We start from the raw sequence: 1,967 nt of genomic DNA, 5'->3' as shown, positions 1-1,967 counted from the left end.
GATGCAGCCGAATATGATGAAGATGATCACGATGTGGCCCGGGTACGGGTAGTGGATCTGGCATTGTACAAGCAGGTTGATACGAGTATGTCGATCTTCCCGGAGATGTTTGGCAGCCAGGTAAAGTTTGATATCATTGTAGTGAATCAAGGAAACGTTCCGAGTGATAGTGTAGTAATTGAGGATTATTTACCGGAAGGGTATGGTTTTGATTGGATGGATGCGAATAATGTAGCAGAAGGCTGGGGTAGCGATTTGACCATTACACAGGAGGGAAGATTGGAATTTGGTGAATCGGATACGGTGTGCCTGTACACGACCCTGGAGAATGTAATAGTACCGATGGAAGCGAGTTGGTGGAACTATGCGGAGATCACCGAGGTATATGACACGACAGGTGTGGAGATCGGTGGCGATGACATGGACAGTGAGCCGGGCAGTGACAGTGAGGAAGAGCGCAGTGTGAGTCTGGAAAGTGAAGGGGATGATGATATATCCAGTACAGGTAGAGAAGACGTTGGCAGTGAAGATGACCACGATGTAGCGGGTGTACGCTTTCTGGATTTGGCTTTATACAAACAAGTAGACAGTATAGAAACCACATTTCCTGTGGCCTATGGAGACTTGATCAAATTTGATTTAATTGCAGTGAGTCAAGAAGGGGTTACAGTCGATAGTATAAGAGTTCGGGATTATATTCCGGAAGGCTATACCTTTGATCCGAATATTCCGGAGAATGCAGCTTTAAATTGGCAGACAGATACAACGGCCGTGATTACGGGTCCATTTGCGGTAGGGGATACGATGCATACAAGTATCTATTTGACTTTGGAGCAAATTAGTGTGCCGACAGATCGTAGTTGGGTGAATTACTCAGAAATTGCAAATGCCTGGATGGGGGGTATGGATATCGCCGGGATGGATATCGACAGTCGTCCGGATAGCGACAGTCCGGAAGAGCGAGCAATTTATCCCGGTTTGACAGGTGATGATGATATCGAAAGTATTACGAGAGACGGAATAGGGAGTGAAGACGATCATGATCCCGCCCATGTGGAAGTATTTGATTTGGCTCTACGGAAAACTACGAATGCGACGGTTGGAAAAGTAGGAGACGATATTACCTTTACGATAGATATATACAACCAGGGAAGCATAGCGGCAACAAATATAGAGATATCAGATTATATAAATGCAGGGTATAGCTTCAACGGATTTTTGAATCCGGGGTGGCAGAATACAAATAATACCGTGACTACGGTGTTGGAAGATACCTTGTATGCAGGTGAAAATACGAGTGTACAGTTGGTGTTGACAGTGACGAACGAATACGACCCGGAAGCAATGATCAATCGAGCAGAAGTGAGTATGGCGATGGATACATCCGGGATGGAGCGCGAAGATATTGATGGGATGTTTGACCAGGATCAGTTTAATGATGCGGGCGGGTTGTCAGAGAGCCCGGCGGATGATTATGTAGATGGAGATGGAACGGGCAACATAAATGACGGTGATGCCCAGGGTGATGAAGACAATGCAGATCCCGAATATGTAATACCCTGTCCACCGGTGAATTGTTACGGAAGTTTATTCCTTTCGTTTGATATGAACTGTGAGATAATAGTGACACCGGATATGTTGTTGGTTGAAAACGGACTGGCAAGGAAAAATCCTGAATTTTATGAAGTCGTACTGACCTATGGAAATGGAATTGTAATTCCGAATAATATTTTGTACAAGAATCATGTAGGAAAGGATATTACCGCACGAGTGACCTTTTTGTTGGATGCATGCGGAGGTGGAGCTTGTGAAACAACAATCAATCTGGAAAAACCTGATGGCTGTTTAATTGGGAACACATTGGATACCATAGTGTACTGCATAGATCCATTTTTGGAATTGGATCCGGAAGATGCGTCCTATCCGAAGCCGGAAGCGATGCAGCCATGCGAAGAAGATCCTTTAAC

General features: G+C 45.0%; 1 protein-coding gene. It reads left to right on the top strand.

Annotation, left to right across the window (positions count from 1 at the left end; genetic code table 11):
- Positions 1 to 1,967: DUF11 domain-containing protein (locus tag LVD47_RS23225; protein ID WP_236981100.1), on the top strand; the 1,967-nt coding region annotated here is incomplete at both ends.

The sequence above is a fragment of the Membranihabitans maritimus genome (genome assembly GCF_021729145.1).
GTDB lineage: Bacteria > Bacteroidota > Bacteroidia > Chitinophagales > Saprospiraceae > Membranihabitans > Membranihabitans maritimus.
The sequence above is the reverse complement of the archived record's forward strand: the minus strand, read 5'-3'. Positions and strand labels throughout refer to the sequence as shown.